Source organism: Mesorhizobium metallidurans STM 2683 (assembly GCF_000350085.1).
GTDB lineage: Bacteria > Pseudomonadota > Alphaproteobacteria > Rhizobiales > Rhizobiaceae > Mesorhizobium > Mesorhizobium metallidurans.
On record NZ_CAUM01000006.1, the window covers coordinates 167,028 to 192,071 of the forward strand.

At 61.1% G+C, this 25,044-nt stretch carries 22 protein-coding genes, 1 tRNA gene and 1 pseudogene; 13 read left to right on the forward strand and 11 right to left on the reverse strand.

What is annotated here, in order from left to right:
• Window positions 1–255 precede the first annotated feature (255 nt).
• Together MESS2_RS01720 and MESS2_RS01725 are read right to left on the reverse strand one after the other, a co-directional pair.
• On the reverse strand, window positions 256–1,320 hold the full coding sequence (locus MESS2_RS01720; protein ID WP_008872313.1) for a hypothetical protein: 1,065 nt from the start codon (window positions 1,318–1,320) through the stop codon (window positions 256–258).
• Between the two features lie 158 nt (window positions 1,321–1,478).
• Complete coding sequence (locus tag MESS2_RS01725) at window positions 1,479–1,790, reverse strand: Arc family DNA-binding protein (protein WP_040591789.1); 312 nt, start codon at window positions 1,788–1,790, stop codon at window positions 1,479–1,481.
• A gap of 153 nt (window positions 1,791–1,943) precedes the next feature.
• Between MESS2_RS01725 and MESS2_RS01730 the strand changes: the two genes are divergently transcribed.
• The 4 genes from MESS2_RS01730 (at window position 1,944) to MESS2_RS32110 (ending at window position 3,983) form a co-directional block, all read left to right on the forward strand.
• Entirely contained in the window at window positions 1,944–2,585 is a 642-nt protein-coding gene (locus MESS2_RS01730; protein WP_008872315.1) for a DUF3102 domain-containing protein, read from the forward strand.
• The gene (locus tag MESS2_RS34055; protein WP_008872316.1) at window positions 2,578–2,889 is read left to right on the forward strand and encodes a helix-turn-helix domain-containing protein; all 312 of its coding nucleotides are present in this window, start codon (window positions 2,578–2,580) and stop codon (window positions 2,887–2,889) included. Before MESS2_RS01730 ends, MESS2_RS34055 begins: the two co-directional genes overlap by 8 nt.
• Entirely contained in the window at window positions 2,775–3,905 is a 1,131-nt protein-coding gene (locus MESS2_RS01735) for a tyrosine-type recombinase/integrase (protein WP_008872317.1), read from the forward strand. Before MESS2_RS34055 ends, MESS2_RS01735 begins: the two co-directional genes overlap by 115 nt.
• Window positions 3,890–3,983, forward strand: a tRNA-Thr gene (locus MESS2_RS32110). The genes MESS2_RS01735 and MESS2_RS32110 overlap by 16 nt, the downstream gene beginning before the upstream one ends.
• 673 nt (window positions 3,984–4,656) lie before the next feature.
• On the opposite strand, the gene MESS2_RS01740 is transcribed toward MESS2_RS32110, so the two are convergent.
• Window positions 4,657–5,535 (reverse strand): SDR family oxidoreductase, encoded by an 879-nt coding sequence (locus tag MESS2_RS01740; protein WP_008872318.1) that lies wholly within the window; start codon window positions 5,533–5,535, stop codon window positions 4,657–4,659.
• Between the two features lie 128 nt (window positions 5,536–5,663).
• Here MESS2_RS01740 and MESS2_RS01745 point away from each other — a divergent pair, with 128 nt between their 5' ends.
• The gene (locus MESS2_RS01745; protein ID WP_040591791.1) at window positions 5,664–6,290 is read left to right on the forward strand and encodes a TetR/AcrR family transcriptional regulator; all 627 of its coding nucleotides are present in this window, start codon (window positions 5,664–5,666) and stop codon (window positions 6,288–6,290) included.
• A gap of 159 nt (window positions 6,291–6,449) precedes the next feature.
• Window positions 6,450–6,848, forward strand: coding sequence for a GFA family protein (locus MESS2_RS01750; protein WP_008872321.1), 399 nt, complete (start codon window positions 6,450–6,452; stop codon window positions 6,846–6,848).
• 336 nt (window positions 6,849–7,184) lie between these two features.
• On the opposite strand, the gene MESS2_RS01755 is transcribed toward MESS2_RS01750, so the two are convergent.
• From MESS2_RS01755 to MESS2_RS01765, 3 genes and pseudogenes are all read right to left on the reverse strand, one after another.
• Window positions 7,185–7,916, reverse strand: a complete 732-nt coding sequence (locus MESS2_RS01755) for an NADPH-dependent F420 reductase (protein WP_008872322.1) — start codon at window positions 7,914–7,916, stop codon at window positions 7,185–7,187.
• A gap of 17 nt (window positions 7,917–7,933) precedes the next feature.
• On the reverse strand, window positions 7,934–8,290 hold the full coding sequence (locus tag MESS2_RS01760; RefSeq protein WP_008872323.1) for a MarR family winged helix-turn-helix transcriptional regulator: 357 nt from the start codon (window positions 8,288–8,290) through the stop codon (window positions 7,934–7,936).
• 447 nt (window positions 8,291–8,737) lie between these two features.
• Window positions 8,738–9,649, reverse strand: a pseudogene (locus tag MESS2_RS01765) (integrase core domain-containing protein); the annotation flags it as partial.
• A 424-nt stretch (window positions 9,650–10,073) separates the two neighbouring features.
• Here MESS2_RS01765 and MESS2_RS01770 point away from each other — a divergent pair.
• Complete coding sequence (locus MESS2_RS01770; RefSeq protein WP_008872327.1) at window positions 10,074–10,865, forward strand: FkbM family methyltransferase; 792 nt, start codon at window positions 10,074–10,076, stop codon at window positions 10,863–10,865.
• Window positions 10,866–10,953: 88 nt separating this feature from the next.
• Here MESS2_RS01770 and MESS2_RS01775 read toward each other — a convergent pair whose 3' ends face one another.
• From MESS2_RS01775 to MESS2_RS01795, 5 genes are all read right to left on the reverse strand, one after another.
• Window positions 10,954–12,558, reverse strand: coding sequence for an indolepyruvate oxidoreductase subunit beta family protein (locus tag MESS2_RS01775; RefSeq protein ID WP_008872328.1), 1,605 nt, complete (start codon window positions 12,556–12,558; stop codon window positions 10,954–10,956).
• Window positions 12,551–14,704 carry a thiamine pyrophosphate-dependent enzyme gene (locus tag MESS2_RS01780; RefSeq protein ID WP_008872329.1) on the reverse strand — a complete coding sequence of 718 codons (2,154 nt, stop codon included), beginning with the start codon at window positions 14,702–14,704 and terminating at the stop codon, window positions 12,551–12,553. The genes MESS2_RS01775 and MESS2_RS01780 overlap by 8 nt, the downstream gene beginning before the upstream one ends.
• A 47-nt stretch (window positions 14,705–14,751) precedes the next feature.
• Complete coding sequence (locus MESS2_RS01785; protein ID WP_008872330.1) at window positions 14,752–15,234, reverse strand: MarR family winged helix-turn-helix transcriptional regulator; 483 nt, start codon at window positions 15,232–15,234, stop codon at window positions 14,752–14,754.
• Window positions 15,234–16,805 carry a phytoene desaturase family protein gene (locus MESS2_RS01790; protein ID WP_008872331.1) on the reverse strand — a complete coding sequence of 524 codons (1,572 nt, stop codon included), beginning with the start codon at window positions 16,803–16,805 and terminating at the stop codon, window positions 15,234–15,236. The genes MESS2_RS01785 and MESS2_RS01790 overlap by 1 nt, the downstream gene beginning before the upstream one ends.
• 307 nt (window positions 16,806–17,112) lie before the next feature.
• Window positions 17,113–17,904, reverse strand: coding sequence for a cyclase family protein (locus MESS2_RS01795; protein ID WP_008872333.1), 792 nt, complete (start codon window positions 17,902–17,904; stop codon window positions 17,113–17,115).
• 121 nt (window positions 17,905–18,025) lie between these two features.
• Between MESS2_RS01795 and MESS2_RS01800 the strand changes: the two genes are divergently transcribed.
• The 6 genes from MESS2_RS01800 (at window position 18,026) to MESS2_RS01825 (ending at window position 25,025) form a co-directional block, all read left to right on the forward strand.
• Window positions 18,026–19,600 carry a phytoene desaturase family protein gene (locus tag MESS2_RS01800; protein WP_083918325.1) on the forward strand — a complete coding sequence of 525 codons (1,575 nt, stop codon included), beginning with the start codon at window positions 18,026–18,028 and terminating at the stop codon, window positions 19,598–19,600.
• A 130-nt stretch (window positions 19,601–19,730) separates the two neighbouring features.
• Complete coding sequence (locus tag MESS2_RS01805; RefSeq protein ID WP_008872335.1) at window positions 19,731–21,257, forward strand: ABC transporter substrate-binding protein; 1,527 nt, start codon at window positions 19,731–19,733, stop codon at window positions 21,255–21,257.
• A gap of 227 nt (window positions 21,258–21,484) precedes the next feature.
• Window positions 21,485–22,474, forward strand: coding sequence for an ABC transporter permease (locus MESS2_RS01810; protein WP_040591795.1), 990 nt, complete (start codon window positions 21,485–21,487; stop codon window positions 22,472–22,474).
• Entirely contained in the window at window positions 22,467–23,315 is an 849-nt protein-coding gene (locus MESS2_RS01815) for an ABC transporter permease (protein ID WP_008872337.1), read from the forward strand. Before MESS2_RS01810 ends, MESS2_RS01815 begins: the two co-directional genes overlap by 8 nt.
• Window positions 23,312–24,202: an ABC transporter ATP-binding protein gene (locus MESS2_RS01820; protein ID WP_008872338.1), complete on the forward strand. Its 891-nt coding sequence runs from the start codon at window positions 23,312–23,314 to the stop codon at window positions 24,200–24,202. Before MESS2_RS01815 ends, MESS2_RS01820 begins: the two co-directional genes overlap by 4 nt.
• Window positions 24,195–25,025 (forward strand): ATP-binding cassette domain-containing protein, encoded by an 831-nt coding sequence (locus MESS2_RS01825; RefSeq protein ID WP_008872339.1) that lies wholly within the window; start codon window positions 24,195–24,197, stop codon window positions 25,023–25,025. The genes MESS2_RS01820 and MESS2_RS01825 overlap by 8 nt, the downstream gene beginning before the upstream one ends.
• Window positions 25,026–25,044 lie beyond the last annotated feature (19 nt).

The following is a 25,044-nucleotide window of genomic DNA, read 5'->3' on the forward strand; positions in this document are numbered from 1 at the left end:
CGGGCATCGATAGCGTTGTCGCTGGAGGCCGCTGACGCAGTGTGCATGCCGAACCTAAGAAGGTTCACCGCTGCATACCCGGGACCTATCTCACAGCAGTTGCGGCGGGCATACCTCGAAGCGATCTATGCTGCGCTCGTAAAGGGCTAACGCCTCCGATGCCTTTGTGCGGTGCCCTGAAAGCCAATCAGCCCAAGGACACCTTCCGCCGCCTAGTCGATCATTCTCTGCACTTCTATAAGAGCAGCGGCCACCTCAAAGACCCGCGCCCTGAATGCGAGCGATGCCTTCATTCCCCGTTTCCATGAGAGTTCTAAGCGTCCGACCTTTGACGCTTGGTTCATCTAGCGCCAGGTGCATCGCTGGTCCTAACATCGCACCGAACGCGTGCCGCTCGCCCGAAAAGCTTCTGCTGACCACGCCACGGACCACTACACCCTCAGCGCCGAAGACAGGCGCGCCACTCATCTTGCCGGGAATTTTGGCTTTGAAATCGAAGCAAGGGCCAGGTGTCGGCACTTCCCTGTCGAGATGATTTCTCGGAAAAATCCGCATCACTTCCCCAATTGAAACATAGAGGTCCATCCTGAACTCCTTGATGGACATGCCCTTGCTGCCATACTCCAAGGGAATATCTTCCATTTCGGCATACCCCAAGGAGTATGCTGCTTCAGCCGGCACGAAGGCGTTTAGCGAAAGGCCAAGGGGCTGGTGCGCAGCGCCGCCGGGCATCTCGGGGATTTTGCAGATTGCAATGTCGGTCAGGAATTCGAACCTGTCGCTCTCGTGTAGAAGAGGCGTTTCCTTCCAGCTTCCCCAGAGCCAGAACTTTTCGAAGGGAAAAAAGCGAAACCCGCGAAAACCGTATCCCGGACCAAGTGGAATGATGACGCCAAAATTTAGTTGATCAGCAAACGCCAGTTGGTTGCCTCGGCGCACCGCGCCATATCCGCTGTCATACGGGTCCATGAGCACATGAGCGGCAGTGATCACGTAGCCTGAACAACTGATCACGGAAGCCGTTCCGACACAACGAATTGAGGTCTCTCCCTCCTTCCATGCCACAACCGGCAGGATGCTCTGCTTCAAAAGGAAGTCGGTCGGACCGAACGTAGCCATCAGTTCGGTGATGTTCATACTCGGTCTGGAGGTCATCAACTCAAGTTCGCTTTCGAACGCAAAGTAATCTGCACCGAAACCTGCTTGCGGCTTGAGATCAATTCCCTTCAGATTAGTGATAGCCCATCGACCATCCGACGTGCGGGACCACAATGACTTCAATATGGATATCGGCGGTGTGATTGAATTGTCGGCGTCCATCAGTCGAGATGATACATGATTTCAAGACGAAGAATGCCGCATATGCACGAACATCTGGACGGGCGCAGTGCTAACCCGACGACCAGCAAAATCAGCAGACTGTTCCGTCGTTTGTGAAATCAATTTCACTTCCAAATACGCAACAGTTGCGTATTTGATCAGCCGACTTTGCGCTTGCTCGGCTTAGAGGATTTTCCGTCTGGCAAACCAATACGATTGAGGATCGTCGCTACCTGATCTTCGAGACGTTCCACGCTGGCAGACAATTCCCATAACCTGTCATCCTGATCGGAGCTTAGGTCTCCCACGTCGCGGATGCCCCGTTCGTTGCCGCCAAGCCGCGCCTCGATCCCGGCAATGCTCATTTCCAGCCGGTGCATGATTTCGGCAGTCAAGGATCGATTGTTCAGGCGGGCCGCTTCGTTCAGCCTATCGCGGAGGTCTGACCCTTCAGGGAAGCGTATCTGCATCTGATGTCCAGCCTGCTTCCGTCGCTCGTTCACCATTTCGGCCCCTATACCTCCAAGGTATGTAGTAGGTATTGCAAAGTGCACCTTTTAGGTATAACATAGGTATATCTACAACGCAAGACGCGCTGGCCCTGACGAGTAAGGAATAATGACATGTTGAAGTTGAAGTCCACGAACCCCAAAGCCATCCTGCCAAGTGTGACGCACATCCCCTCCCCCGAGACGCTGGAGGAAGCGACCAACCGCATTCACGCCAACGTCAAGGCGATTGAGGCCAGCGCTGCCGTGATCAGGAAACGGGCAATCGAGATCGGGCGCGATCTTGCGACGGTAAAGAAGCATAAGCACGGCGAATTCGGCAACTACCTCAAAGCCGAGTTCCAAATGTCCGTTCGCACCGCTCAGAACTACATGGGCGTTGCCGAGTTCGTGGAAGTCAATCCTGATACCATAGACGTCGACCTGCCGCTAAGCGCCCTGTATGCTCTGGCGCATGCGAGCGTTCACCCGGACTTCTTGGAAGACGTAAAGGCCGCGATCAAGAACGGCACCATCCCCAAGACGGGGGCCGGGGTCAAGAAGGCCATCGCCGCACAGCATGCGGCTGACAATGTAGTGGCGATGATGCCCGCCGATCAGGCAGGCCAGAAAGTGCACAACTCAGCCGTTCACGACGCCGTGGCGCTGTTGAGGGATCACCTGCCAAAGGCAACCCTCGCCAAGTTCGCCAAGCATTGCGCAACGGCGGGATGGCACGAACTAGCCGGGGCTTTGAAGGGGACGATGCATGGTTGAACCCCTCCACACCCCCGAAGAAACAGCAAAGATACTCGGCATATCCATCAAGACCCTGCGTGAGCATATCGAGCTAGGTCGCATCCGTTCCATCATCGTCGGCACTGGCAAGAAGCGAAAGCGTCGAAGGTTTACCGACAAAAACATTCAGTCGTTTATCGAAGGTCAGAAGTTGCGTGAGGCTCCCCCGTGTCAGTCTATAAAAGCTCCAAAAGCCCATACTACGCCTATGACTTCCAACTCGACGGTCGTCGCTTTTTCGGTTCTACAAAAGCCCGGAACAAGAAAGACGCTGAAACAGTAGAGCGCCAAATCAAGGCGAAGGCCAAGGATGACATCGAACGCGAGAAGCGTACCGGCAATGGACCCATGACACTCGACCTGGCGGCGGGGCGCTACTGGAATGAAGTCGGGCAACATCACCGGGGCAGCAGCCACAAGAACACGTGGCACTATCTTGAACTGCTCACTCAGTTCTTCGGCAAGCACAAGCGGCTTGAAGAAATCACCGACGCCGACGTGTCCGCTCTTATCGCGTGGCGGCGTAGGCACACCCTCCACGGGAAGACGGAAGACAAGGACGGCAACCCCGTCGCTACGGTGTCGAACTCGACCGTAAACCGCTCCACGGTTGTGGTGCTGAAAGCGATCTTCACCCGAGCCAAACGCACATGGAAGTACCCCCTGCCTCTCGAACCGAACTGGCGGGACCATTGGTTGGCGATGCCGGAAGAACGAGTGCGGGAACTGGACGACAAGGAAGCTGAAGCCTTGGACGCCTCAGTCCGCGACGACTATGCCCTCTGGTTTGAGTTCGCCCGTGTGACCGGCCTACGCCGGAACGAAACCCTGATCAGGTGGAAGAACGTGACGCTCAAACAGATCGTCACCACGGGAAAGCGCGGCAAGAAGGTGACGGCACAAATCACCCCCACCGTTCGCGCGATCCTTGACCAGTGCATGGGGCACCACGATCAGTTCGTCTTCACCTACATCTGTCAGCGCCCCGTCGAAGGACGGGTAAAGGGTGATCGATACCCGATCACGTCCGAAGGGGCGAAGTCGCAATGGCGACGGCTGAAGAAGCGGGCGAAGGTGGAGGATTTCCGGTTCCATGACATTCGTCATGACGTGGCGACCAAGCTGTTGAGGAAGACGGGAAACATGCGCTTGGTGCAGAAGGCGCTCAACCATTCCAACATCGCGACTACGGCCCGTTATGCCCATGTTCTGGAGGATGAAGTCGCGGAGGCGATGGAGCAGCTTGCCCAGTCCCGGAAAAAACCCCGGAAAAGAAGGCGGAGGCGGCTTAGATGTTGAAAATACGGGAGAAATCGGTGCGCGTATACGCCATTCGTAATGATGGGGTCAGGTGTTCGAGTCACCTAAGCGGCACCAAATTTTCTCAGTAAAACCAAGGGTCTAGATCCAACCATCCGGTCGGTCGAGTTGGAGACATCGCTTTGCGCCAAGCCTTTGTCTCCACGTTGTCTCCAGAAAAATGCGGGCTGCCGGATACGGATGGCGAACTGCGGCGACGTTCCTGGCCTCGACGCTCCGCCAATCGCGATGCGGCGTGGGCGAAGCGGCCGCTGGAGTACATACTGGCCGAAGACGACGGCGGCGCTCGTCAGTCCCGTTTGCCGCAGCGGATAGAATCCGCGGTCATGACGGATTTGTCGGCTCGAGTCCGACCGCCAGCACCATCCCCTTCAGACTACGAATCTGGGGGTCAGAGTTCGAATCTCTTCGGGTGTGCCAGTTTCGTCAATAAAAACAGTGAGTTATGGCGTTTGCGAGAGTGCCGATCAGATGCTGGCAATTTCCGCGTAAGCAGCAGGCCACGTTTCGACGGCATCTGGATGGTGTCAGCCGAAGCGACTTTGTCTGTAAGACTTCCAAATACTACCCAAATTAAACATCCCGTAGATGCAAATCGCGCGACCGCTGCCACAAAGGCAGCGGTCGAAATTGTCGGGTGCTAGCGGTGTGGGCACGCCCAGTGCAAGATCCAGGAGGCAATCTTCGCTTCGGATTGCGCCTCAGCGGCCGCCAATGGCGGTAACCGCTGTCAGATCATGTTCGACATGCCGAGCGCAGTAAGCAGGTTGTTTTGAATAGGAGCGACGGCCTGATTCAGTTCCTCCACCCCGAAGTCCATGCCCTCTGGCATGACGACGGTGCGCAACGGGCGCCGTTCCGTAGCCTCGACTAGCCGTGCGATGGCGTCAGCCACCAACTGAGGGCGGGGTGGATTCGCAGGATCATGTCCCTGGTCGGAGTTGTTTTTGATTTGGCCTGGGACCAACGCAACTGCGCCATATGTCGCCAAGACCTGCTCGTCGGAGGGCGCTAGGCTGGATGGAAGCAGATTGCTCGGAAATGGCCCCGGTTCCACGATCACTGAGTCTACCCCGAAGCTGGACAGTTCATATCGATACGCCTCGGCAAGCGCTTCAAGAGCGAATTTGCTTGCGGAATAGACCCCAAAGAACGGAAAGATGACCCGCCCCATCAACGACGTGACGTGAATGAGAACGCCGCTACCAGCTGCACGCATATGGGGTAGGACGGCGCGATCGGCCCTTACGGCCCCAAAAAAATTCACCGCAAATTGCTCCTCGATGTCTGCCACCGTATAGGCTTCGGTCACGCCGACGAACATCGTGCCTGCGTTGTTGATGAGCGCATCGATCCTGCCGTGTTGCCTAACCACCCGATCAATCGCAGAGTTGACTGACGCGTCGTCCGTCACATCCATCTCAATGACATGCAACTCATGCCCTTCGGTTTTTGCAGCGTCGATTAGCTCGCTGCCGATTTGGCTGTTTTTACCTCCGATGTCGCGCATGGTCGCGACCACCACGTGACCGCGCCTGGCAAGCTCCAAGGCGGTGAGCCTTCCAAAACCGCTGCTCGCGCCGGTAACAACTACAACCTTGCTGCTCATTTTCTCGATCCTCTCGCTTGCCCACCTAACGGGACAAGGGGGGTATATACAGACCTGTATGTCCCTTGCAAAGGGAAAATAGACAGACTATTCTGTTTCTGGCACCGAACGCGCACTGGCAGGCGAGAATGAAAACTATGGATGCAAGTGAGTACGGCGACCTTGAATCGCTGTCGCTAGACGCCCTGGCTCCACGGGAGCGAATACTGAAAATAGCGTCTGAACTATTTTACAGAAACAGCGTACATACGGTGGGAATCGATCGCATCATCGCCGAGAGCGGCGTTGCAAAGATGACGTTCTATAAGCACTTCCCGTCGAAGGCCAATCTTGTAGCCACTTATCTGCGCCATAAAAGCGCGCTGTGGTTCGACATGCTGGCGACAGCAACCGAACAAGCCGGACCCGTGCCGCTGGATCGAGTGCTAGCCGTTTTCGACGCACTGAACGAGTCCTTTCGTGCGCCTACTTTCCGCGGCTGTCCTTTCGTTCGAGGACTGGCCGAGTTCGGCCCGGACGCGGAAACGCCAGAGGTGCAGGCAACGCTCGCGGCGTATTTTCAAGACTTGCATGACTTTGTCGTATCGCTCATCCACCCCTTGAAGTTGAAAAATCAGGGGAGCGTGGTTGTCCAGATCCTGGCGCTCATCCAGGGCTCGCTCGTGAACGCACAAGCGATGAGGGGGGGCGTTGAAACTCTGGCAACGCGCGACGCCGCCAAGATGTTGATCGAGGCTGCGGTTGAGCGCGGCTAATCGAAAGAAAATTCGCGTCTGCTCGGCCTGATGATCAAACTCCAGGCACCAAATGTGGTCACAAGATTTTTTTGCAACAGAGCCAACTTAAGTCGATCCCATCCGACCTCTCTGTTTCTTGTTGTCCTCGAACTAATGTCACGCCCCAATGGAGATACAATGACAGAAACTTTGATGCACAAAGGCAGTTGTCTCTGTGGCACAGTGAAATACGAAGTTCGCGGTAAGCTTGGTGCGGCGATCTATTGTCACTGTTCGCGTTGCCGCAAGGCAACGGCTACGGCCTTCGCGACCAATGCGGCCGTCGCGGCCAGTGATTTCGTCATCGAGGGCGAGTCGGCACTGAAGACATTCGATTCTTCGCCAGGCGTACATCGCATCTTCTGTTCCAACTGTGGTTCGCCGGTCATCAGTAGCCGCGATGCAATGCCGGATGTAGTGCGCTTGCGGCTGGGCACGCTCGATACGCCGCTGCTGGCGCCGCCGACCGCGCATTATTTCGTCACGTCGAAGGCGGTGTGGTACGAGATACATGACGACTTGCCACAGTTCGCGTAACCCTCGGTTCCTCGCCCATTAACAGGATTGGACGAACCCGCCGGTGCGGGATTAGTGTGGCCCGTTCTAGAGGACGGCCCTGTCTTAGGGGATCTGGTGTAGAGCCTTATAGCCGGAACGCCCCGGGTGGCCGAGATGACGTGCTTTTATGTGCCCGGCGTTTCCAGTAGCCGCAGTCGACCACACATGGTTTGAAAGCGACAGTTTTCACACCGGCCAACCACGGCGGCCCTTACCGAACCAGGTAAGCAGAAGGCTCACAAATGTCAGCCTGATTCCGGTCGTCTAAGCCATACCAAGGGGTCGCCCGCTGAACGCGTGCGGCCCATATCTTCATCAGGCAGAGAAAGACCGATTGGTTGCGACTGCGCCAGCTCGGGTGAACTCTGCACCCGGCTTGGAGAACGATGCCATGATAGCGTCGCGGTTCGATGGTGCGCGTTTCTTGTCAGCGGCAGTAAGCGCGGCCTTGAGCTCGTCGGCGGTCAACTCAGTGCAATAGGCAGGAGTGCCCGGCTGCAGTCGCCAGGACTCCTCAAGAGTACCCGCATCCACCGTATCGAAGCCAGTGACGCTGATGAGATCGGAGACAAGTGCTTTGGCCGCGGCGTCGTCACCGGAAATCGGGATCGCAATGCGATCTGGAGCACCGGCCTCCAAACCGGCCTCGGCTAATGTTTGCGTTAGCAGGGCGTTCCAAGCCTTAACTAGGGGGCGCCCCACCTGTTCGCTGGCCCAAACGGTCTCCGGTTTGCCGCCCTCCACTTCGGGGATTTTGCTGTCTCGGGCGGGATAGTAATTGGAGGTGTCTACCACGATTGCACCAGCAGGGGCGCCGGCAAGAACCGTGGCCAGGTCTGGGTTCTTGGCGAAGGGTACTGAGAGGATGACCACATCGGCATCCACTGCCGCCTCTCCCTCAACGGCCTGGATGCCGGTGCCAGCAACTGTGTCGGCAAGACTTTCGGGGCCACGCGAGTTGGCCAGTTTCACCTGGTGGCCAGCGGCGTCGAGCTTTTTTGCGAGCAGCGAGCCGATGTTGCCCGCCCCAATGATTCCGATTTTCATTCTACATCCTTTGGTTTTCAAATTTTGGCAGGGTGAGCGAAGTCATGAAGAGTGTCTCGCAGCGCAATGATCTCGTCCTCGGACATTTGACAGGCACTCTTGATCTTGCCGGAGATACTCCAAACCTCGTCCTTGATGCTGTGAGCGGCAGGTGTGAGATCGACAAGGACCCGGCGTTCGTCCTCAGGATCGCGCATCCTGGTCACCATCCCGCAGGTATCGAGCCGCTTGAGCAATGGCGTGATCGTGCCGGTGTCCATCCCCAAAGCGTTTCCAAGATCACCTACGGACCGAGGCGCGGACGTATAGAGCTCCAGCATCACAAGGTACTGGGGAAAGGTCAGGTCCAGCGGATCGAGGAACGGCTTGTGCATGCGTGCCATCCGACCCGCCGCCCCGTAGAGGGCGAACGAGATTTGCATTCGAACCTGATGTGACGCGCTTTTTTGAGGTCCCATACCGTACCTAAAGAGACAAATCAGAGTTCACTGGCGAACTAGTATCTAGCGCACTAGATAATGATCCTCTTGGAGAATTGCAACCTCCCAGGTTCGGACGCTGCAATGGCAGTTCGAGGGGCGCTGCATTCGACTTGGGGTGGCGCGGAAGGATTGATATCAGTTTATCACTGCGACCGAAGAAAAGCTTGCCGCAACAGGATTTGGCGATACGGCGACAAGCGCAGTACAGGCCAGCGACAACTCTTGAGCACTGCCATAGGTGAGCGGTCCATGGCCACGATGAGGTGGCCGACCACCGTACCCTCAGCCTCCCCGACGACGACGCCGGCCAGCCCAAATGCTGTTTCGTCAAGAGTTATGGGTGTAGCAGTCGGCCGGGCAGGCCATGGCGAGCGCCTCGTGGGGCCGCTCCTCATTGTATTCGCTGATGAAGCTGTCGAACTTGGCCTGCTGCTGCAGAATGTTCATGCCCGGCGGGCGTGTCGTCTCCTGCTTGAGCGTCAGATGCATACGCTCATGACGGCCGTTCTGCTGCGGATGGCCAGGCCTGATGCGTTCGATCTCGATGCCGAGCCTCAGCCACCACACTGACAGCTTCGACAGGTTATAGAGGCCATTGGGCGAAGCGAAGGGAAGCCCGTTGTCGCTTCTGACAGCGGCCGGCATGCCCCGTTCCTTGAACAGACGGACAAAGGCTTCGATGACGGGCGCTTCCTTGGTCGATTCAAGGGCTTCGCACAGAAGCAGGTGGCGCGAGACCTGATCCGTCACCGTCAGCGGGTAACAGTATTGACCGTTGCCGAGCCTGAACTCGCCCTTGAAGTCGGCGCACCACAGATCGTTGGGCGCCATCGCCTGCGACAGTGTCGTGCCTTCGGCTGTGAAGCGCCGCCTCTGGCGGGCGCGCTTCACAAGCCCGTGGCGATCGAGGATCGCATGCACCGTGCTCCTGGCGGGTATCCGCACGTCGCCGGCCAGCCGCCTGACCAGCAACTCCCTGACCTTGCGCGCCCCCCAATGCGGCTTGTCGCGCTTGCAATCGATGATCAGCCGCTCGACTTGGACGGGCAACTGGTTGGCATAGCGCACCGGGCGGCGCGAGCGATCGCTCAGCGCCTCAAGCCCGTCCTCCTTATAGCGGTTGAAGATCTTGTAGCCGGCCTTGCGCGAAATGCCGAACTCCCGGCACACATCGCTCATGCCTTCCCCGTCGAGAAGACGAGCCACAAAGCGAAGACGTTCCTCCATCACCGAACACTCCTTCCACGGCATCAACACCTCCAGCCAAAAGCCAAAAGTGTTACCATGTGAAGTGCACCCCTCGGGTGAGACAGAGATCAGTAACAGTTCTCCGTTTCTGAGATTGCCGCAGGGTCTTCCCGCCGCAATCGCATTAAGGCCTGTTTACAATGAGGATTCCCAAAGCGGCAGCCCGGTCGCCAAACCGGTGTGGCTGCGCTGGCGGCCACCTCCTTTCTGGACCTCGCCACAACGCTGATGCGCGCGATCAACCCACATCACTGTGATTGTCCACAAGGGCATCCCTCGAACGGACGAAGACAGGCCCGGATTTAAGCGTAGTTTCCCACGCTCGCTTCCCAAGTAGCATTGCGGATCGGAAGCTCTGTACGAAGTTCAAGCATTTATATCCAACGGAACGGTCAACCTTGGGCGGGGGGCAATCCGGAGGCAGAGGATGTTCATTGCTGCAACGGCGCCGATTGTCCAATTGGCAACAAAGCTTAATAGAAAGACCCAGCAAGCAGCGCATATTTTGAGAGCCGAGGGGTTTGGTCGGTTCATCCAATTGTCAGCCTGGTCGTTGAGCGAACCGCTTAGGTCGCTATGGCTCCGTCGCCGTGTTGGGACCGATGCAAGGCAGGCATCGTCCAAGCTCAAGGCAGAGGGAAAGCGCGGATTGTTTATCGACTGTGGTTCAAACATCGGCCAGGGATATAAATACTTTTCTCGGTACTACACTCCCGACCGCTACGACTACGTTCTGGTCGAACCCAACAAGAATTGCCTGCCGCATCTTGATGCCTTGCGTTCAGAAAATGCGACGATGGAGATCGTCGTCAAGGCGGCAAGCGTGAAAGATGGCTATACTGAACTGTTTGGTCCCCCTCCGGAGCGGTCGGGTCCCACCCATCTGGGTTGCTCGATCGTCTTTGACCACAACGAAAGCTTGTATCAATCGCTACGATTTACCCCGGACCTCGTCGAAACGTTTTCGCTGTCACAGATGATCCGAGCGAAGCGTGAACTGTACGACGTGGTCGTTCTCAAACTCGATGTCGAAGGGGCGGAGTACGAGATCCTCGACGACATGATCCGGTCCGGAAGCCATCGCGATCTCTATGCCGCATATGTGGAATTCCACTCTCTCAAAATGCGGACTCCTGAGAGACGAAAGAAACGCCTCGCAGAATTCCAAGTCATGGATGCATTCCTCAAGGCGGGCACGCGCTTCCGCGAATGGATATAGCGTCTTTGATTAGAAGGACGAGCAAGCCAGTCATCTTTGAGATGACTGGCTTGCTCGATATTCCTGAGTGGTTCGGACCCGGAGCGCTTCAATTTTCCAGATGCGAGCCCAACGACGCCACGGTCTTCAGCGCGCCATCGAGCATGTCGCCCTTCTCGTCCTTGAGCGCTGCTTCGCGCAGGCGCCTGATCCAGTCGGCCGCATCAGTGCGGCCCTTGACAAGGTCGAGCGCCGACAGCACGCGGCCGAACTTGGATTGCGCGCGGGCATGGGTGTCGCTGTAGCCCTTGATCAGCCGGCGGCAGTTGAGTATCTCGACGGCCAGCGCGTAATCTTGCCGGACATGGCCAAGCGCCAGATCATACCAGCGCTCGATATGGGCGGTCTCGATCTTGTGGCGCAGCAGCCGGCGGCGCCAGCGGCGCAGGCCGCCAATGACCCAGAGCGCGGCGAAACCGGCAAAGCTGTCGGTGCGGATGTGGCGACCGCGATTGATGCGGCGGTCGAGAAAGGCCGCGAGCTTCGGCCGGCTCTCGATGTAGCTGCCCAACCCCGCCGGCAGCGTGCCGCAGAACTCCTCGATGCGCGGATGGAAATATTCGGTCACCTGCAGGACCGTCCCGTCCTTGACGCCGACCTCGCGGCGCACCCGCTTGTCGCGGGTCGAGCGGGTCTTGAGATCGGCGACGCGGATCATGTCGTCGTAGCACATGGCATTGGCCAGATGCTTTGCCGCAGCGATCGACAGCGCGTAGGCATGGTCGGCCCCGTAGCCATCGGCATTGTCCAGAGCGGCGGCCCGGTCGAGCCGGTCGAGATATTCGCGGCCATAGGCGATGTCCTGATAGTCGACGACTTTTTTCAGGCCGAGCATGGCCATGTCGCGAACAGAAGCCGGCAAATCATCGATGCGGGCAGCCAGCTGCTGCCAGCCCAGCAAGAGACTTTGCGGGCCGCTCACTTGTCCAATGACACCCGGACCGGTTTCAGAAACGGCCGGCTTCTCAAGCTTGTCGCCAGATGGGTCAGCCCCGGCAATGCCACGCGCGCGGTCATAGGCGGCACCGAAGGCGGCAAGGCTGGCCTTTACACCCCGGCCGCCGGCACTGACCGCCTGCTCGTAGCTCTCGCGCGTGAAGGGCAGCGCGTCGGAGCCAGCGAGCGCGCCGAGCAGGCTGGCCGAGATCATCGAGCCATTGTCGGCGGCGATCTTCTCCATGTCGAAGGCGATGAAGCGCCTGGACGCCGCTTCGGCAGTTGCATGGACTTTTGAGGACGAGGCGCGACCGTCGCCGGGTTCGATCTTTTCCGACACGGCGGCGATGCGGTGCGAGGAAGCGATCAGCGTGGTGCGCTCGGGCGTGACAAATCCCCTGATGATGGCGCGGCCAGCCTCCATCAGCTCGGCGGCGACCAATATGTCGACGTCGCCCTGCGACGGCGACAGCGCAAAGACCGGCAGCCGGCCGGTGTCGCGGCACATCTCAACATAGTAGATGGTGGCGCCGGTGCGCTGGGCGACGCCGGCGACCGAGGTTGACTGCGCGACATAACCGTTGCGCTCGGCGACGTCGGTGATCCAGTCGGCCAGCACGCCGCCGCCCTGGCCGCCGACCGCCAGCACGGCAAGCTTGATGACGGGCTCGTCCGAAGCGCCGGCCCCAGGGCGAGATGATGGGACAGCGTCAAGCATCGGCGAAGGTCAGGCGCCGGCTTTCGCGGCGCCGCTGCAGGATGCCGATCGTCGAACGGCGAGCGCTTTCGAGAAAGCGGTCCCAGCGGCTCGGATTGTGGACCACATCGGCGCGGTAGAAGGACGGGCAGAGCACCGCGGCATCCGCTACCTCGCCGCAATTGCCGCAGCCGACGCAATTCTGGTCGATATGCGCCACCGGATCGTCGCGCAGCGGATCGTCGAGCGACTTCACCGACAGCGACGGGCAGCCGGAAAGCCGCATGCAGGCATGGTCGCCGGTGCAGATGTCCTCGTCGACGCCGAATTTCGGCTTCACTATCCGCTCGCCGCCCTTGATCGCCTTGTCGACCAGCGGCTTTTCACGGCGCTGGCGGTTGAGCATACATTCGGACGAGGCGACGATGACTTTTGGCCCCTTCTCGTCCGTCGTCAGCGCCTCGCGCAGCGTGGCCTGCATCTTGCCGACATCGTAGGTGCGGTCGATGTGACGCAGCCATTTGACGCCCATGCCTTTCACCGCTTCGGTGATCGGATGCTTGGTCGATTTGGTCTTGTTACCCGCACGGGATGAAAGAATATCCTGTCCCCCCGTCGCCGCTGAGTAAAAATTGTCGACGATGACGATGACGCCGTCGTTCTTGTTGAACACGGCATTGCCGATCGACGAGGTCAGGCCGTTGTGCCAGAAGCCGCCATCGCCGACGAAGGAGATCGAGCGGCGTTTGGCATCGGGCGAATTGAACGCCGAGGCGGAAGCCGGCCCCAGCCCATAGCCCATGGTGGTGGCGCCGAGCTCGAAAGGCGGCATGATCGAGAACAGATGGCAGCCGATGTCTGAGGCGATGTGGTGCTTGCCGAGTTCCTGTTCGACCAGCTTGGTGGCGGCGAAGATCGGCCGCTCCGGACAGCCGATGCAGAAGCCGGGCGGACGGCCGGGAACGACGTTGATCAGGTCGGCGGTATCGACGCCCTCGCCTGATTTGTTCGGCGCCCGCACCTCGCCCGGCAGCAAATGCGGGGCTTCAGCGCGCAGGAACGAGCCAATGCCATCGAGCATGACCTGGCCGGTGTATTCGCCGGCCATCGGCAGATGCTCCTTGCCGACGAGCTTTGTGCCACGTCCGGCCTTGTGCAGCATCGCGGCAAAGGCCTGCTCGATATAGTTGGGCTGGCCTTCCTCGACGACGAGCACGGCATCCTTACCCTCGCAGAAGGACAGGAACTCGTCGTCGACCAGGGGATAGACGGCGTTGAGCACATAGAGCGGCACGTCGGTCACACCATAGGTGTCGGCGAGGCCGAGACGCTGCAGCGCACGGATGACCGCATTGTACATGCCGCCCTGCATGACGATGCCGACCGAGCCATGATCCGAGCCGAAGAACTCATTGATCTTGCGGCTCTTGATGAAATCCACCGCCGCCGGCCAGCGCTTCTGCACCTTTTCCTTCTCGTGCAGGAAGGAGGCTGGCGGCAGCACGATGCGGCCGGTGTCGCGGCGCGGCGCTTCCAGCGCATCGGCCACCGACATTGGCGGCCGCTTGTTGTCCTTGGCGATGAAATGGCCGTGGACATGGCAGCAGCGGATGCGGACCTGCAGCATGACCGGCGTGTTGGAGGCTTCCGACAGCTCAAAACCGTCCTCCACCGCCTTGACGATCGACGGCAAATTAGGGCGCGGATCGAGTAGCCAGACCTGGCTCTTCATGGCAAACGCATGGCTGCGCTCCTGCATGATGGAGGAGCCCTCGCCATAATCCTCTCCAACGATGATCAGCGCGCCGCCGGTGACACCGCCGGAGGCAAGGTTGGCGAGCGCATCGGAGGCGACATTGGTGCCGACCGTCGACTTGAAGGTGGCCGCACCCCGGATCGGGTAGTGCACCGAGGCGGCCAACATGGCGGTGGCGGTTGCTTCCGAGGCGCTGGCCTCGAAATGCACGCCGAGTTCGCCCAGAATGTCCTGCGCGTCGGCCAGCACGTCCATCAGGTGACTGATCGGCGCACCCTGGTAGCCGCCGACATAGCCGACGCCGCATTGCAGCAGCGCCTTGGTGATGGCGAGGATACCTTCGCCGGCGAACTCCTCGCCGGCGCCGAGCCGGAGTTTTTCGACTTCCTTGGCAAAAGACCGTTCGGCCATGGTGGCCTCCTTCCGTTGCCGCCCGGCAGGGCGGCGCGTACATCAACTCAAATCTCGTGCTTGCGAATGTTCTTCAGCATCTTCAGCAGCGTAGCGATCAGTGCTGCATATTCGGCATCGTCAATGCCGTCGAACATCGCCTCGAATGCATCATGCATGGCCGGCCAGGCACGGGTGAACTCGGCGCGGCCATCGTCGGTCAGGAATACATGGCGAATGCGGCTGTCGGTGACGCCCTGCTCGCGCCGCACCAGGCCCTGCCCTTCCAGCGTATCGAGCGTGCGGCTCAGGGTCGACTGCTCGATCACCGTATAGACCGAGAGGTCGTTGATGGTGACGCCGTCGGTCACCGACAGCACCGCCAGCGTGCGGACCTGCGGGATGGTCAGGCCCTGCTTGCGGAAATCGTCGCGCAAGGTGGCGTTGTAGCGGCCCATGATGCGATTCATCAGATAGGGCGCGAATTGCTGCAGGCCGATCTGGCCGAGGGTCGAGATGCGCTGGCGTTTTTCGGCTACCTTCTGTTCCATCACAGCCTCCCCGCAAGCAGAAAGCCGGAACCACCGCCCAGCCCGGCGCCGGGATGAGTCGAGGCGCCGATATGGTAGAGGCCCTTGATGCCGGTGTCGTGATTGCGGCTTGCCTTGAACGGTCGCCACAGGAACGACTGGTCGATGGTCGAGGAGCCGCCATAGGGATCGCCGCCGACCAGGTTGATATTCATGGCTTCCAGATCGGCCGGCGAATAGGGGCGGCGCGTAATCACGCTGTCCTTGAAGCCGTCGATGTGGCTGGCTAGGATTGCTTCGACGCGATCGGCATAGGCCTCGCGCAGCTTCTCGGACCAGCGGCCGTCGGCCGGTGTCTCGAGTTTGCCGGCGGCATCGCCCTTGATGTGGCGCGGCGCCTCGGGCAATTGCAGCCACAGGATCGCCTTGCCATCGGGACAGCGCGACGGGTCGAGCGCGTGCGGTTGGCCGACGCAGATGGTCGGCACCTCCGGCAGCAGGCCGCGCACCGCCTCGTTGCAAGCCTTGGAGACGCCGTCCAGACCCGGTGTCAAATGCAGCAGCGCCACCTTGTCGAGTCCCTCGCCGTGCCAGGCAGGCGGCTTTTTCAGTGCATAATGGATCTGGAAATTGCCCTTGCCGTAGCGGTATTTCTGGGTCGCCTCGACGGCAGCCTCCGGCGCGTCCTTGCCTAACAGCCGGCCGTAAAGCTGCGTCGGCGCGACCGAGCAGATGACGCTCTTGCTCGCCGTGATCGTCTCGCCCGATACCAGCCGCACGCCGCTGGCGCGACCATCGCTCTGAACGATTGAGGCGACGTCGGCGCCGGTGCGAATTTCGCCGCCCCTTTCCCCGATCAAGGCTTCGAATGCGGCAAGCAGGTTCTTCGCCCCACCCTTGACGATCGGCGCGCCGGCGACCTCCAGCGCAAACGCGATGACCTTGGCGATCTGGCCGGAGAAGGCGTCTTCCGGACCGAGGCCGGCATGCAGCACCCAGGGCGCCCACAGCGCGCGGATGGTTTCAGACTGATAGGTGCTTTCCAGCCAGCCGCGCGCCGGCACCAGCGCTTCGCCGAGGAAAGCGGCAAGGCCGCGCGGTTTGCGCCGCCAGGCCTCGCCTGCCATAAGCTTCGTCGTCGGGTAGGACCACAGGCTGCCGCCGAGCAGGCCGAACAGCAGGCCGGCATTGCGCTCGATGTCGCCGACATCGCTGCCGTGGCGATCGCCGTCGCCGGAAGCTATGGCATTGAGCGCCGCGATGTTGGCAGCGCGGTCAGTTCGCAGCACGGCATGGCTGCCATCGGGGCGCAGCACGCCTGTAGGCGTGGCGGTGTGGCAGAATTCCAGCCCGTGCCGCGCCAGATCCTTGCCTAGTGCGGCAAAGGCCGGCGAGGTGATGAACAGCACGAAGGTCGTCGCCATCACATCATGGATAAAGCCGGGCGCGGTGATCTCCTCGGTGCGCATGCAGCCGCCGATGCGGTCGTTGCGCTCAAGCACCAGCACCTTCGCGCCCTTGCCGCCAAGCATCGCCGCGCAGACCAGCGCATTGATGCCGCTGCCGACGATGATGTGATCGGGCGCGTTCATCGCTGCTTGCTCGCTGGGAGTTGAGATTCAATCGCGCAGGTTGGCGTTCCTTCGCGCCCCCCTCTGTCCTGCCGGACATCTCCCCCTCTAGTGGGGAGATTAGCGGCTTCGGCGCTCCGCTCATTCCTGCAACGTTGAAAATTGGCGAAGGCAGTGGCGACGGCCAATCTCCCCCCTTGAGGGGGAGATGTCCGGTAGGACAGAGGGGGGCGTCGTAGAGCGCCAGCGTTGTAACGCTGCCGCTCCCGATCCGTCCCTACAGCGTTACCTGCGAGCATGATCTTCTCCCGAAGACCGCCACCTCGTCCTATTGCCTCGGCACCAGCGCCAGCGCGCGGATCGGACTGCCGGTGCCGTGCTCGATCTTGAGCGGTGCTGCGATCAGGATCGCGCCCTTTGGCGGCAGCCGGTCGAGATTGCAGAGGCTGGCGAGGCCGTAGCGGTTGGCCTTGTGCATCAGGGTGTGCGCCGGGAATGGCGGCTCCATGCCGCCGGCCTTGCCGGCATCGGTGCCGATGGTCTCGCTGCCCCAGCCCTTGATGTCCTTGCCGATCAGGAACTGGATGGCTTCGGCCGTCGGTCCGGGCGTATGCGGGCCGGTCTCGTTGGCATTGAGGAATTCGGCCTCCGAGCCGTTGCGCTTGTACCAGTCGGTGCGCATCACCACCCACTCGCCGGCATTGATCGCGCCATGCTTGGCTTCCCAAGCCTTGATGTGATCGACGGTGAGCAGGAAATCGTAGTCGGCGGCGGCTTCCTTCGAGCAGTCGATGACGTTGACCGGACCGACGAAGTTCTGCGCCGGAATGGTGTCGGTGGCGCCGTCCGGGTAGTCCTTGCCGGTGATCCAGTGCTGCGGCGCGTCGAAATGCGTGCCCGAATGCTCGCCGAGCTTCAGCCAGTTCCAGGCCCACCACGGGCCGTTCTTGTCATAGCGGGAGATCGAATGGATCTCGACCTTCGGCGTGTCGACGGCAAGCTCCGGCGGCAGCTTGATCAGCGGCGTGTCCGGCCCGAGCGGCGCCGACAGGTCGACCACCTGGATGGCGCCTGAAAGAAGCTGGCCGGCGACTTCGCCGAGGAGTTTTTGCGTTTCCATGGTCTCTGTTCCCTCTTGGTGGATAGCTCTGAAGGCTCGTTGCGGCCCTTAATATCCTACTAGACGAAAACATATGCATCTGCAATTATCTTTAAGCATAAAGGAAATGGGCTGGGTGGGCGTGAGCGAGTTTGACGCCATATTCGTCGGGGCGGGCCACAACAGTCTGGCATGCGCCGCGCATCTGGCGCTCAAGGGTTGGAAAACCGGAGTTTTCGAGCGCAGCGAAACGATAGGCGGCGCCGTCCAGACCCGCGAATTCACACTGCCCGGCTTCCGGCACGATTTCGGCGCGATGAATCTCAGCCTGTTCGCCGGCTCGGCCTTCCATCGGAAATATGCAAATGAATTGAAAAGCCACGGGCTGGAATTCTCAGCCGTTGCCGATTGCTTCGCCAGCGCCTTCCCGGACGGTCGCTGGTTCGGCGTCAGCAACGACCTGGAAAAGACCGCCTCGCGCATCGCCGCCTTCTCGCAAGCCGACGCCGCCACCTGGCGCCGGCTGGTCGCGGCCTTCCCCGGAGAGGCCGAGCATCTGTTCAGGGTGCTGGGCTCACCGATGAGCGCCCGCGCTGTTGCCGGCACCGCGTGGAACCTGTGGCGCAAGAAAGGCATGTCCGGCGCGCTCGATACCGGGCGGTTGTTGCTGTCTTCAACCCGCGCGTGGCTGGAGGAAAATTTCGAGTCCGCGCATGTCAGGACGACGCTCGCCGCCTGGGGCATGCATCTCGACTTCGCCCCGGATATCGCCGGCGGCGCGGTGTTCCCCTATTTGGAATCGATGGCCAACCAGTGCTTCGGCATGGTGCTCGGCAAGGGCGGCGCCGACACCATCATCCGTGCCCTGTCCGGCATGGTCACATCAGCCGGCGGCAAGATCGCCACCGGCGCCGAGGTGGCCGAGATCACCGTTGCCGCCGGCAAGGCCACCGGCGTGCGGCTCGCGTCCGGCGACTTCCATATCGCCAGCAAGGCGGTCATCGCCGGTGTTGCGCCAAGGGCGCTGCCCGGCAAGCTTCTGCCCAATGGTTCCGGTGATGCCGGCTTCGACGCGGCAATGAAAAAATTCCGCCACGCGCCGGGCACCATGATGATCCATCTGGCATTGGACGATTTGCCGGACTGGCGCGCCGGCGCCGAGCTTCGTCAATTCGCCTATGTGCATCTGTCGCCGTCGCTCGACGCCATGTCGCGCACCTATCAGCAGGCGATCGCCGGCATGCTGCCGGACGAGCCGGTGCTGGTCGTCGGCCAGCCGACCGCGATCGATCCTTCTCGCGCACCTGAAGGCAAGCATGTGCTGTGGGTGCAGGTGCGCATGCTGCCGGCCGAAATATCCGGCGATGCGGCAGGCCAGATCGCCCCGGGACGGTGGGATCTGGTCAAGGAGCAATATGCCGAGCGCGTGCTCGGCATCATCGAGAGCTACGCGCCCGGCCTGCGACAGAAGATCCTCGGCCGCGCCGTGTTTTCGCCACTCGACCTCGAACGCGAGAATCCCAACCTCGTCGGCGGCGACCAGGTCTGCGGCAGCCACCATCTGGCGCAGAATTTTCTGTTTCGCCCGGCACGCGGATACGCCGGCTGGAACACGCCGGTCGGCAATCTGCATCTCACTGGTGCAGCGACATGGCCGGGCGCCGGCGCCGGTGCGGCCTCGGGCTACATGCTCGCGCAACAGCTTGGCGGGAGGTAGAAACAGGATTCTTCCGGGTGAAGGAAACTCTGGTGTGAAGGAGGGCGAGGCGCGGCCGCCCAAGGAGCCTGAACCCACTGATTAGTCACAGACGCCGCGCAAAGAAAATACAACCAACAGGGGAACGACCATGACTATCAACAGACGCGAATTGCTCGGATACAGTGCCGCAGCACTTGGCGCGGCCGCCATCGGCTTGCCGCAGATCGCCAAGGCTGCTGGCGAACTGACCATCGCCTACAATGTCAACCTGCCGTCCTGGGACCCGACCACGGGGCCATCGGCGGTCAATCCGACCATCCAGGGGCTCTACCAGTCGGTGTTCGACCAGTTCATCCCGCAGAAGCCGGACCTGTCCTTCGCGCCCGGCCTGCTCACCGAATGGGGCTGGAACGACGACCGCACCAAGATCATGATGACGGTGCGCGAGGGCGTGACCTGGCATGACGGCTCGCCGTTCACGGCCGAGGACGTGGTCTGGTCGCTGCAGCGGGCGGGCGACGAAAAGACCGGCAACCCGATCCAGTTCGTCTGGAAAAACGTCAACAACTTCAAGATCGACGGCAACAAAATCACCGGCGACGTGGTGCAATTCGACCCGGTGTATTTCAAGTGGATGTCGTTCCTGACCGGCTACATCATGCCGAAGGCCTATTACGAGAAGGTCGGGGCCGAGGGTTTCGAGAAGGCGCCGATCGGCACCGGCCCCTATATGGTCGACAAGTTCGAGCGCAACGCCTTCCTGCGCCTCAAGGCTAATCCGAACTATTGGGGCGGCAAGCCGGCCTTCGAGAATCTGACGATCAAGTTCGTCACCGACGCGGCGAGCCGTGTCGCCGAAATCGAGTCGGGTTCCTCGCAGGTGACGATCGAAATCCCCTATGAGGAGTATGACCGGCTGATCGCCAAGGACGGGCTTGCCGGCTCGTGCAAGAACGTCTCCGACATCGGCATGATCTTCTTCAACGACATCGAGGTGATGCTGGACAAGAACGTTCGCCAGGCCGCGGTGATGGCGGTCGACAAGAAGCTTTTGGTCGACCGCCTGCTGCGCGGCTACGGCCAGCCGATCGATACGCTGGAAACACCGGAATACGCCGCCTACGATCCATCGATCAAGGTCGAGCACAATCCGGAAAAAGCCAAGGAATTGCTGGCCGCATCCGGCTATTCGACGGAAAAGCCGGTCAAGTTCACGATACAGACGACCAAGGGCTTCAAGCCCAAGGACTACGAGATGATCCAGGCGATCGTCGGCATGTGGCGCAAGGTCGGCATCGAGGCGACGATCGAGGTCTACGAGATCGCCAAGCACTACGAGCTGCGCGCCGCAGACAAGCTGGCGCCGGCAGCCTTCTACAATTGGGGCAATGCGATCGGCGATCCGACCACGTCGACCGGCTTTGCCATGTACGGGCCGAGCCCGCATTCAGTGTGGGACAGCCAGAACCTGATCGACATCATCAACCCGCTGTGGGGTGAGAAGGACGAGGTCAAGCGCATCGCCGGTTGGAAGGCGGTCGACAAATACATCGCCGAGCAGGCCTATGTGCTGCCGCTGATGCAATATGCGCAGCCGATCGTGCATGCCAAGGGCGTCAATGTGGTGCAGCATGTCTCAGGCGCGCTGCTGCCGGCGCTGATGACCCCGGCCTAATAGATATGAGGAGGCACGGTGGCGTGTCTCCTCCAGCGACGCAGGCCCCCTCATCCGGCCCTTCGGGCCACCTTCTCCCCGCTGGGGAGAAGAGACTGGCTCAGCCGTTTGCGACCTCTTCTCCCCTCGGGGAGAAGGTGGCCGCGAAGCGGCCGGATGAGGGGGCGGTTCGTTCCATCAGCCACTGAAACGCACTAGGCTTCAGCCAGCATGCTTCTGCAAGATTTCTGATCCGTCTTTTGACGATGCTGATCACGCTGTTCGGCGTGGCCGTCGTGGTCTTCGTCGTCATCCGCGTCGCGCCCGGCGACCCGATTGCCATGATGCTGCCGCCAGGTGCTACCGATGCCGATATCGCCCGGCTGCGCGGGCTCTACGGGCTCGACAAGACCATCGTCCAACAATTCTTCATCTGGCTGTCCGGCGTGTTGCAGGGCAACTTCGGCACGTCGATCTCGCTGAGGCAGGACGTACTCGGGCTGGTATTCAACCGGCTGCCGGCGACGCTGGAGCTCGCCGTCACAGCGCTTCTGATGGCGGTGGCGATCGGCGGCACGGCGGCGATCCTCGGGGCGCGCGAACGCGGCACGGCGGTCGAAGCCGGCATCGACATCGCCAGCGGCACGGCGCTTTCCATTCCCGATTTCCTGTGGGGCCTGGTGCTGATCCTGCTGTTCGGCGTGCTGATCCCGGTGTTCGACATTTCCGGCCGCGTGTCGCCGCAGCTCGACCTGCCCTTCGTCACCCAGTTTTATCTCTTTGAGAGCATTCTGCGGCTACGCTTCGACGTAACGCGGGATCTGATGAGCCACATGGTCCTGCCGGCGCTGGCGCTGGCGCTGCCGCTGGCGGCGATCATTTCGCAGTTGCTGAAGATGTCGCTCAAGGAGGTGATCACGCTCGACTACGTGACGCTGGCGCGGGTGAAGGGATTCTCGGAAACGCAGGTCATCCTGCGCGAGGCGCTGAAGAATGCCGCCTTGCCGACACTGACGCTGGTCGGCGTGCAGTTCACCTTCCTCATCGGCGGCACCGTCATCGTCGAGCGGCTGTTTTCCTATGAAGGTCTCGGCAACATGGCGATCGACGCCGTCATCAACCGCGACCTGCCGCTGATCCAGGGCATCGTGCTGGTCTTCGCACTGCTGTTCGTGCTGATCAATCTCAGCGTCGACATGATGTATGCGCTGCTCAATCCGAGGCTGCGCCATGGATGAGGGCCGCGCACGAAGGCGAGGTGTGTCGCCGCGCCTGTGGCTGGCCGGCGGCTGGCTTCTGATAGCGCTGCTGGCTGCGATCTTCGCGCCGCTGGTCGCGCCGCAGGATCCGCTGGCGCAGGATCTGATGCTGGAACGGCTGCCGCCATTCTGGATTGATGGAGCCGAGCCCGGCTATTGGCTGGGCACCGACAGCCTCGGCCGCGATCTCCTGTCGCGGCTGATCTTCGGCGGCCGCATCGCCTTTATCGTCGCTTTCGCCGCGGCTTTTGCCGCCTGCCTGGTCGGCTCGACGCTGGGCCTGATCGCAGGTTACTTCGGCGGTTGGGCCGACCGCATCATCTCGCGCATCGTCGATGTCTGGATGGCGTTTCCGCCGGTGCTGTTCGCCATCCTGCTGGTCGCCGTGCTCGGCACAGGCCTCAGCTCCGTCATCCTCGCCATAGCCATCATCGACTGGACGCGCTTTTGCCGGGTGATCCGCGCAGAGGCGATGGGCCAGTCGCGCATGGACTATATCGAGAATGCCCGCATCGCCGGCTATGGCCGCATCGGCATCATGCTGCGCGAAGTGCTGCCCAATGTGGTGCCGTCGATCGTCGCATTGCTGTCGCTGGAGATGGGCATCGCCGTGATCGTCGAGGCGATCCTGTCCTTCGTCAATCTGTCGATCTCGACCGACGACCCGACCTGGGGCGGCATCATCGCCGAGGGCCGGCTGTCGATCCATCAGGCGTGGTGGGTGCTGGTGTTCCCGCTGATCACGCTGATCCTGACCGTGCTGTCATTCAGCCAGTTTGGCGAAGCATTGAAGGCACGTTTCGATCCGGTGTTGCGATGAGTCTGGCCGTCAAACCCTGCCTCGATATCCGCAGCCTCAGCGCCGTGCTGGCGAACGGCCAGCGTGTGCTGCGCTCGGTGTCGCTCTCCGTCCAGCCCGGCGAGGTGCGCGCGCTGGTCGGCGAGAGCGGCGCCGGCAAGACGATGATCGGCAAGGCGGTGCTCGGCGTGCTGCCTTCGAGCGTGCGTATCGTCGAAGGCGATATGCTGCTTGAGGGCGAGGACCTCGGAAAGCTTCAACCGAAGGCACGGCGCACGCTGATCGGCGCCCGCACGGCGCTGATCCCGCAGGACCCGCTGACCGCGCTCAACCCGTCGCGCCGCATCGGCCCGCAGATGACGGATAGGCTGGTGCGCATCCTTGGCTGGAGTGGACAAAGGGCGGACGCCCGCATTCGGCAATTGCTGGACGAGGTGCAGATCCGCGAGCCGGACCGCGTGCTGAAATGCTATCCGCACGAGCTTTCAGGCGGCATGCGCCAGCGCGTGCTGATCGCAGCCGCTTTCGCAGCCGAACCAAGGCTGATCGTTGCCGACGAGCCAACCACCGCACTCGACGTCACCGTGCAGAAGCAGATCCTGCGCCTGATCGCGCAATTGCAGCGCGATCATGGCACGGCGATCCTGTTCGTCACCCACGATCTCGGCGTCGTCGCCAAGATCAGCCAGAAAGTGTCGGTGCTCTATGCCGGCAAGGTGGTGGAAGAAGCCGAGACGGCTGATCTCTTCGCAGCACCCCAGCACCCCTATACGCGGGCGCTGATGGCGGCGACGCCGCGCTACACCGATCCGCTCGCCTCGCTGAAGCCGGTGGATGAGGCGGTGCTGGCCGGGCTTGCTTCGGAGATCGCCGCTGCAGACCAGGCCTGGAGGCGCCCGCATGGCTGAGCCGCTGTTTTCCGTGCGTGGGCTGAAGGTTGCCCTACCCGACATGACGCGCAAGCCGCTGATCGGCCGCGCCCCGTTGGCCGAGATCCTGAAAGGCCTCGACTTCGACCTGCCCAAGGGCTCGGTGACCGGCATCGTCGGCGAATCCGGATCGGGCAAATCGACGCTCGGCCGCGCCCTGGTGCGTCTCTTGGAACCAAGCGCCGGCAGCATCAGCTTCGACGGCCGCGATATCACGCATCTGCCGGAGGCGGAGCTGCGGCCGCTGCGCCGCAATCTGCAGATGATCTTTCAGGATCCGATGTCGTCGCTCAATCCGCGCCGCACCATTGCCAGCATCATCGCCGCCCCGCTCAAGCAGAATGGGCTTGGCGACAATCTGAAGGCCCGCGTCTCCGAAGCCTTGCTGCGTGTCGGCTTGCCACAAAGCTTTGCCAGCCGCTACCGGCACGAACTGTCGGGCGGCCAGCGCCAGCGGGTCGGCATTGCGCGCGCTCTGGCGCTGTCACCGAAATTCGTGCTGGCCGACGAGATCGTTTCCGGCCTCGACGTGTCGACGCAGGCGCAAATCCTGACGCTGCTGGAAAAACTGGCGGCCGAGATGGGCCTGACCGTCGCCTTCATCAGCCACGATCTATCGGTGATCCGGCGGCTCTGCAAACAGGTGATCGTCATGCGCGAAGGCAGGATCGTCGAAGCCAGCGCCACCGACGCCTTGTTCGAAAATCCACAGCAGGCCTATACGCGCGACCTGATCGCGGCCATTCCGCTGCCCGAGATCGACGCGGACTGGCTGCGGCCCGCCGCGAAAGCCCCGACATGAGAAAGCTCAACGCATCCGC

What these genes read in the sequence shown, in the direction of transcription:
- MESS2_RS01780 (WP_008872329.1), bottom strand. Translation starts at nt 14,704, where the DNA reads ATGGCCGAACGGTCTTTTGCCAAGGAAGTCGAAAAACTCCGGCTCGGC.
- MESS2_RS01820 (WP_008872338.1), top strand. Translation starts at nt 23,312, where the DNA reads ATGAGTCTGGCCGTCAAACCCTGCCTCGATATCCGCAGCCTCAGCGCC.
- MESS2_RS01815 (WP_008872337.1), top strand. Translation starts at nt 22,467, where the DNA reads ATGGATGAGGGCCGCGCACGAAGGCGAGGTGTGTCGCCGCGCCTGTGG.
- MESS2_RS01720 (WP_008872313.1), bottom strand. Translation starts at nt 1,320, where the DNA reads ATGGACGCCGACAATTCAATCACACCGCCGATATCCATATTGAAGTCA.
- MESS2_RS01770 (WP_008872327.1), top strand. Translation starts at nt 10,074, where the DNA reads ATGTTCATTGCTGCAACGGCGCCGATTGTCCAATTGGCAACAAAGCTT.
- MESS2_RS01760 (WP_008872323.1), bottom strand. Translation starts at nt 8,290, where the DNA reads ATGCACAAGCCGTTCCTCGATCCGCTGGACCTGACCTTTCCCCAGTAC.
- MESS2_RS01805 (WP_008872335.1), top strand. Translation starts at nt 19,731, where the DNA reads ATGACTATCAACAGACGCGAATTGCTCGGATACAGTGCCGCAGCACTT.
- MESS2_RS01745 (WP_040591791.1), top strand. Translation starts at nt 5,664, where the DNA reads ATGAAAACTATGGATGCAAGTGAGTACGGCGACCTTGAATCGCTGTCG.
- MESS2_RS01775 (WP_008872328.1), bottom strand. Translation starts at nt 12,558, where the DNA reads ATGCTTGACGCTGTCCCATCATCTCGCCCTGGGGCCGGCGCTTCGGAC.
- MESS2_RS01740 (WP_008872318.1), bottom strand. Translation starts at nt 5,535, where the DNA reads ATGAGCAGCAAGGTTGTAGTTGTTACCGGCGCGAGCAGCGGTTTTGGA.
- MESS2_RS01755 (WP_008872322.1), bottom strand. Translation starts at nt 7,916, where the DNA reads ATGAAAATCGGAATCATTGGGGCGGGCAACATCGGCTCGCTGCTCGCA.
- MESS2_RS01785 (WP_008872330.1), bottom strand. Translation starts at nt 15,234, where the DNA reads ATGGAACAGAAGGTAGCCGAAAAACGCCAGCGCATCTCGACCCTCGGC.
- MESS2_RS01825 (WP_008872339.1), top strand. Translation starts at nt 24,195, where the DNA reads ATGGCTGAGCCGCTGTTTTCCGTGCGTGGGCTGAAGGTTGCCCTACCC.
- MESS2_RS01795 (WP_008872333.1), bottom strand. Translation starts at nt 17,904, where the DNA reads ATGGAAACGCAAAAACTCCTCGGCGAAGTCGCCGGCCAGCTTCTTTCA.
- MESS2_RS01725 (WP_040591789.1), bottom strand. Translation starts at nt 1,790, where the DNA reads ATGCAGATACGCTTCCCTGAAGGGTCAGACCTCCGCGATAGGCTGAAC.
- MESS2_RS34055 (WP_008872316.1), top strand. Translation starts at nt 2,578, where the DNA reads ATGGTTGAACCCCTCCACACCCCCGAAGAAACAGCAAAGATACTCGGC.
- MESS2_RS01730 (WP_008872315.1), top strand. Translation starts at nt 1,944, where the DNA reads ATGTTGAAGTTGAAGTCCACGAACCCCAAAGCCATCCTGCCAAGTGTG.
- MESS2_RS01750 (WP_008872321.1), top strand. Translation starts at nt 6,450, where the DNA reads ATGACAGAAACTTTGATGCACAAAGGCAGTTGTCTCTGTGGCACAGTG.
- MESS2_RS01790 (WP_008872331.1), bottom strand. Translation starts at nt 16,805, where the DNA reads ATGAACGCGCCCGATCACATCATCGTCGGCAGCGGCATCAATGCGCTG.